Annotated in this window: 4 protein-coding genes; 3 read left to right on the top strand and 1 reads right to left on the bottom strand. The window is 41.1% G+C overall.

Going from position 1 to position 6,898, the window contains the following annotated elements:
* The first annotated feature begins 78 nt into the window (after positions 1-78).
* From nfo to VJ937_RS04720, 3 genes are all read left to right on the top strand, one after another.
* Positions 79-918 (top strand): deoxyribonuclease IV, encoded by an 840-nt coding sequence (gene nfo, locus VJ937_RS04730; protein WP_324065743.1) that lies wholly within the window; start codon positions 79-81, stop codon positions 916-918.
* 72 nt (positions 919-990) lie between these two features.
* Positions 991-4,731: a SpoIIE family protein phosphatase gene (locus VJ937_RS04725; RefSeq protein WP_324065741.1), complete on the top strand. Its 3,741-nt coding sequence runs from the start codon at positions 991-993 to the stop codon at positions 4,729-4,731.
* The gene (locus VJ937_RS04720) at positions 4,731-6,128 is read left to right on the top strand and encodes a SpoIIE family protein phosphatase (RefSeq protein ID WP_324065740.1); all 1,398 of its coding nucleotides are present in this window, start codon (positions 4,731-4,733) and stop codon (positions 6,126-6,128) included. Before VJ937_RS04725 ends, VJ937_RS04720 begins: the two co-directional genes overlap by 1 nt.
* Positions 6,129-6,456: 328 nt before the next feature.
* Here VJ937_RS04720 and VJ937_RS04715 read toward each other — a convergent pair whose 3' ends face one another.
* Positions 6,457-6,600: a hypothetical protein gene (locus VJ937_RS04715; protein WP_324065739.1), complete on the bottom strand. Its 144-nt coding sequence runs from the start codon at positions 6,598-6,600 to the stop codon at positions 6,457-6,459.
* Positions 6,601-6,898 lie beyond the last annotated feature (298 nt).

The raw sequence follows: 6,898 nt of genomic DNA, 5'->3' as shown, positions 1-6,898 counted from the left end.
AATTGATAACCTTTTGGAAAAAGTTATTGAATACCAGGGCCATCCGTAGAAAAAAATATCAATACTAAATATAGTAAAATGAAATACATAGGTGCACATGTAAGCGCAGCCGGAGGTGTAGAAAATGCGCCAGACAATGCAGCAACAATAGGCGCAACAGCTTTTGCGCTTTTTACAAAAAACCAACGACAATGGCAAGCCAAACCGCTTAGCGATAAAAATATTGAAGGTTTTAAAGCCCGTTGCGAAACATTGGGGTATGGTGCCGGACAAATTTTACCACACGACAGCTATCTCATAAATCTTGGGCACCCCGAGGCAGCGGGTCTTGAGAAATCGCGCAATGCTTTTTTAGATGAAATGCAACGTTGTGAGCAGCTGGGCATCGACAGGTTAAATTTTCATCCCGGTTCGCATCTTAAAAAATCATCAGTTTCGGCCTGCCTTAGTACTATAGCAGAATCGGTCAACCTGGCCCTTGAAAAAACAAACGGCGTTACAGCTGTTATAGAAAATACTGCGGGCCAGGGCACAAACCTCGGGTATAGTTTCGAACAAATAGCCGAAATTATTGACCAGGTCGAAGATAAAACAAGGGTAGGAGTGTGTATCGATACCTGCCATGGTTTTGCAGCTGGTTACGATTTTAGTACGGCCGATGGTTACGATAAGCTATGGAAAGAGTTCGAAGATTTTATAGGATTCCAGTACCTCAAAGGCATGCACCTGAACGATGCTAAAAAGGAACTCGCCAGTCGCGTTGATCGCCATGCCCCGCTGGGCGAAGGTTTTATTGGCGCTAAAGGCTTTGAGCGTATCATGAATGATTCACGAATAAAAAATATCCCGCTAATACTGGAAACACCAGAGCCGGAGCGTTGGAATGCGGAAATTAAAATGCTGAAAGAAATGATATGATAATTCTCCACTTTATTATTGGCCGGAGGTTCTTTAGAATAGCCATTTTTTATTATTTTTAAAGAAAAAAGATTGAACCGTCTCCTTATAGTCATATCAGCGCTATTTATTTTTCAGATAACTTCAGCCAATTCGCTACTGGAGAAGGGATTTCCGTATATACGTAATTTCGATCTTTCCGACCTGAGCAGCAATCTGCAAAATTGGATGTCGGTACAAACACCCAATGGTTATATTTATGTGGCCAATAGCTCACGCCTTTTCGAATTCGATGGACTGAACTGGAATACATATTCATTGCCGAATAACAGTGCCTTGCGTGCTTTGGAAACTGATACCTCAGGTCGAGTTTACGTGGGTGGTACACGCGAGTTTGGCTATTTCTATCCCGATGAATATGGCCGGTTAAATTATTACTCACTTTCTGACCAGCTCGATACTATAGATTTTGAATCGGTCTGGCGCGTTTTGAAAACTTCCGACGGCATTTATTATGTAGCAGGACGCAAACACATTTTTAAATATACCAATACCCGGCTAAAATTAGTTACAGCGCCACCCGCAATTGGCGATTTCAGAGCATCGGTTATCAATGATGAAATTCTGTTTTATGATGTGAATGCCGGCTTCGGAAAGGTTGTAAAAGATACCATGCGCGTATACCGCGACGCCCTTTTACCGCCTGACCACACGGTCTATTTTTTTATGCCCGGAAAAACCAATAATATCATTGCCGGAGTACGCCAACAAGGGTTATTTCACTATACACCACAAACAAAACTTATTTCATGGGAAGCATCCCTTAAATTGTCTAAAGAAAATATAAAATATAATTCGGTGGGGCCTGCAGGCAATCATTGGATAAAACCAGTGTCTGGAGAACTAAACAGGTTGCTTAAAAAAGCCGTTACCTATTATGCCGTCAGCCATAAACACAATTATTACATTGCCACCTTGCGAAAGGGCCTTATAATTGTCGATCATGAGTTTAATATAATCAACAATTACCGTAAAAATTACGGTATTACAAGCGATGCCGTATACCACATACAGGTCGATAAACAAGAAAACCTATGGCTTACCGGCGAAATGGGACTCTCTTTTGTACGTTACAGACATCCGTTTCGCTATTTCGATGAATTGAATAAAATAAATGGCGTTACCATCTCGGTTAAATCATATCGCAATCAAGTCTTGCTGGGAACCACCCAGGGCCTTTTTTCCATCACTCGGAGTAAGGAGCGCTTTGGGTATATTCACGATTTAGATCTCGTTACCGATGAATATACCTATGTGCTCGATATTGAACCAATACCAAATCACCCCGATAAACTCATATTTAGTAGCTTACGCGACATCGTTTTGCTCAACCTTAAGACCGGCAGGGTGCAATCAATTGCATCATTTTATGGAACCTATGATGTTGAAAAAGTCCCGTTTACCGATGACATATTTCTACTGGGGCACACAGAAGGAATTGGAGCCATAAAATTGAAAATAAATTCCAACGGAACTGTTGTGGCAAAGCGGCTTCACAGCTTTAAAAACTTTGAAGAAAATGTCAGGAAAATGGTATTTGACAATGAAAAAAGGTTGTGGGTAGCTACGGGTTATAACGGAGTTTTCAGACTTGACCTTGATGCCGATTTGGAGGTGCAGTCCATAAAAAAATACAGCAAGGCCAATGGACTACCCTTTAATGATAAAAATGTACCCTATTTTACCGACGATACCCTTTTTATGGCCACAAGGGCAGGAGTAATGTGGTATAATAATCGTACCGAAACGTTTAAACCATATGCTGACCTTTTTGAAGCGCCTGTATTTGATACTGTTATGATCAATACCGTGCTGCCTACAGCAGATAAAATCTGGTTTGGACTTAATAAAGGCGTTATGTATTTCGACAGAATCAATCGCCGCATTGAAAAAACCGCTTTTCGCAGATTATCAAATCATGGTACCGAAGGGATCGATAAAGATGAAAATGGCAACATTTGGCTGGCCAGTTTAAATCAGGCCATTGCCATCGATACCACTTACCTTTTTGAACAATATATGAAGGTGCCCCTGATGTTCCGAAAGGTGACCTTCGGAGAAGATTCACTTATGGCGCTGCCCACTTTTAAAGTTTACCGCAGTAGTGCATTACGCCTGGGTGAAGTTCCTTTTAGCCACAATTCCCTGCAGGCGCAATTGGCGTGTCCCGCATACCAGTCGCTGGACGATATGCAGTTTTCGTATAAGCTAAAAGGATTGAGTAACAAATGGAGCGCCTGGAATAATGAAAGTACAATTGACTTTTCATATCTGCCCGGAGGCGATTATCAATTAATCGTAAAAGCGCGTGATGCCAATAACCAGGTAATTGGTACAGCCAGCGCCCGGTTTTCCATTGCTCCACCATATTACCTCACAGCATGGGCAATCGCAATTTATATTGTTTTGGCTGCCTTAATTATTTATGCTGCCATCTATTTTAATAGCAGGAGACTCCAGTCTGATAAGAAAAAGTTGCAAAAACGTATTAATGATGCAATTGCAACTGTGCAACAACAAAAAGAAGAGCTTGAACTGCAAACGCAACATCTGGCAATAACCAATAAAGAACTCGAAAAGTTGTCTATTGTTGCAGAATATACCGATAATGCAGTGGCCATAATGGATGGTAAAGGCTACTATCAGTGGATCAATAAGGGCTTTACACGCATGTATGGCTATGAGTTTGATGAGCTTTTACAGGACCAGGACAGGGAAAAGATCGGTAAACATGCAAACCTCAGAATGAACGATTTAATAAACATCTGGTTTGGAGATAAAAAACCCATTATTTATGAATCGCTCAATAAATGTAAAGACGGTTCTGAAATATGGGTACAAACAGCACTGACACCAATTCTCGATAGTGAAGGTAATGTAGACAAGCTTATTACCATCGATACCGATATACGAAAACTTAAAGAGGCAGAGCAAGAAATTCAGCAACAGCGCGATGAAATACGCAGTCAGAGAGATATTGCAGTAAAACAACGCGATGAAATCAGGCAACAGAAGCAGGAGATTACAGACTCCATTCATTATGCCCAACGTATACAAGAAGCTTTATTCCCATCAACACAAACACTTTCGAAGGTGTTTAAAGAGAATTTTGTATTCGATTTGCCCCGCGATATTGTGTCCGGCGACTTTTATTGGGTGCACCAAAGTGATGATGTTGCTTTGCTGGCCGTGGCCGATTGTACCGGACACGGAGTACCGGGTGCTTTTATGAGCCTCATCGGGTTAAACTTTTTGAACGAAATTGTTATTTCTGAAGGCATCAAACAGCCCGATAAGGTGCTGAATAGCCTCAGAACTAAAATAATAAATGCACTACGACAATCAAGTCGTGTAGGTGATAACAAAGATGGGATGGATATTGCCCTCATAAGCTATGATGCCAACAAACGCAAGCTTAGCTATGCCGGAGCCAATAATGTAGCTCTGGTTAAACGCAATGAAGAGCTGATTGAACTGGAACCCGATAAAATGCCCATAAGTATTTTCAGAGATATTCAAATACCTTTTAAACTGAAAGCGTTAGAAACCAAACCCGGAGATATGCTTTATATGTTCAGCGATGGCTATACAGACCAGTTTGGGGGTACAAAGGGTAAAAAATTCAAAACTGTTAATTTCAGAAAACTGATATCAACTTTACCGCAGCATGATGTGGAAGAACAAGAGCACATCGTAGTAGAGCGTTTTAAATCCTGGAAAGGCAATACTGATCAAATTGATGATGTATTGGTTGTAGGAATTAAGTTGGTTTAATGATGTATATTTTTGCAACCTACATAACACACCTTCTGTTACTGGCTGGCTTTCGCGATGTGAATACCGGTTCTTATGTGGTATTACTGATCGTTATCTCGTTGACAGCTATTGGTTATATTGCTTTTTTGCATAAACAGAATAAGGAGAAACAAGATCATATTGAGCATAAAAATCGCGAAATTAAACAGCTTACACACGAATTTAAGTTACTTTCCATATTGGCAAACGATACCGATAACCTGGTTGCCGTTACTAATGCTGAGGGGCATATAGATTTTGCAAACCGCGTGTTTCGTGAGATTTTCGGAATAAGCCAAAAAGCAGATATCAGCTCAAAAAAAATATTTGATTTGCCCGGTTTTGAAAAAATATCTGAGGTTTTTCTGGAGAGCGTGCGTAAAAAAGCAAATACGCAAACGGAGTTTTTCATTTCTGCCGGTAAAGGCCATCGTTTCTGGCTGCAGATAACCATATCGCATGCAATTTTTGAAGCCGAACATAAGGTAATGGTGATTGCCACCAATATTAACGATTTAAAATTTGCCGAAGAAGAAATATCGCAGCAAAGCGAAGAACTTAAGGTGCAAAGCGAGCAACTCGAAGCCATGAACACGGAGCTTGAGTATGTAAACCAGGTTACTACCGATAGCATTAACTATGCACAGCGCATTCAATATGCAATTCTACCCCGACCTGATGATTATTTAAAGCACATCAACGACAGTTTCGTAATGTTCAGGCCGCGCAATATTGTGAGTGGAGATTTTTACTGGTATGGCGAAATCGACGGGAAAGCCTTTTTTGTAGAAGCCGATTGTACCGGCCACGGTGTTCCGGGGGCTTTAATGGCAACCATTGGCAATACTTTGCTCAATGAAATTGTAGTAAGCGAAAAGCATAGTAATCCCGCCATTATACTTAAGGAACTGGATCGCAAAATTAAGTCAGTGTTACGGCAAGAGGCCGGGTTGCCCGATCAGCAAGATGGTATGGACATGGCACTGGCGCAGTTCGATTACGAAACCCGCGAATTGTCGGTGAGCATTGCCAACCAATTTGTGTTTTTCAGGCACAAAGGAGCATTAATTGAGTTAGAGGGCAGTTTATTTGCCATAGGTGGCTCAGATTTGCATACAAAGAAACCGGATTTTGATTTATACCGTTTTAAAGTCGAGCCGGGCGATGTACTGTACCTGTTTAGCGATGGCTATCGCGATCAGTTTAAAGAAGAGGAGAAAGAAAAAATGATGTATCACCGTTTTAAAAATATTATGCAGGAGCTCGGTGAACATGATTTTTTAAAACAGAAAGCCTTGTTAGAAAAACGTTTCGATGAGTGGAAGGGCCGCAGTAGGCAAATCGACGATGTTTTGGTTTGGGGTATTCAGTTTTAAACCTTCTCCTGTTTTGTGCACCACATCGACGCCCTAAAAATGCACTACTGCTTACCAGTCTGTTGTGAGTTTTAATTTGATATTTTGGGTGACCTGTCCCATTTCGCTCAATAGAATTAAACTATGATGCATAAATCCGGGCATCCGTGATGAATGGTTTTTCTCATCCTTTTCCTTGATCAAAGGGATCAAAATCTGTCCGACAATTGACGTAAATCAAGACCAATTTTCGGTTATTCGTCTATCGCTCATGAGGGCTTCGCTTCCGATTCTATCGGAACAGGCTGTTTACCGTGCTTTATTCAATGAATTAATTCGAGTAGAACATTCATTCCTGGCCCGGTCCGCCAATGGCTTTAGCCCTCACAGCCTGTCCCGTGAAAAACGGGAAGTTTACGAGTAATTTGGTCTGGCCAACCCGTCTTGGGTCTGGTTGTTGATCAGCAGTGAAAAGTTTGCCAGCTAGCCGCATGAAGAAAAATGCGTTAAGAAAACCTTGTTATTATGGCGTCAAAGTTTGCGCTGTTTGAGCACCGATTTTAAAAAAAATCGGTGTGAGTTCGTAAACTTTAGCCATAATGACAAGGTTTTTAGCATTTTTCTGTAAGCGGCGGGTTTTTTTTGGTTACTTTTTTTGACCTGCAGCAAAAAAAGTAAGATTACAGATCGTAAGTAAAAATAGAGCTTCCCATACTGGTGCATTCTGCAGTTTGGGAGCCCCATTGCACAAATTAGGATAAAGATCCTATCCCGGATAAAGTGAAGGCGTA

The organism is Salinivirga sp., assembly GCF_035268865.1.
In the GTDB taxonomy this organism is placed as follows: Bacteria; Bacteroidota; Bacteroidia; order Bacteroidales; family Salinivirgaceae; genus Salinivirga.
This window is presented reverse-complemented; position numbering and strand designations above follow the sequence as displayed.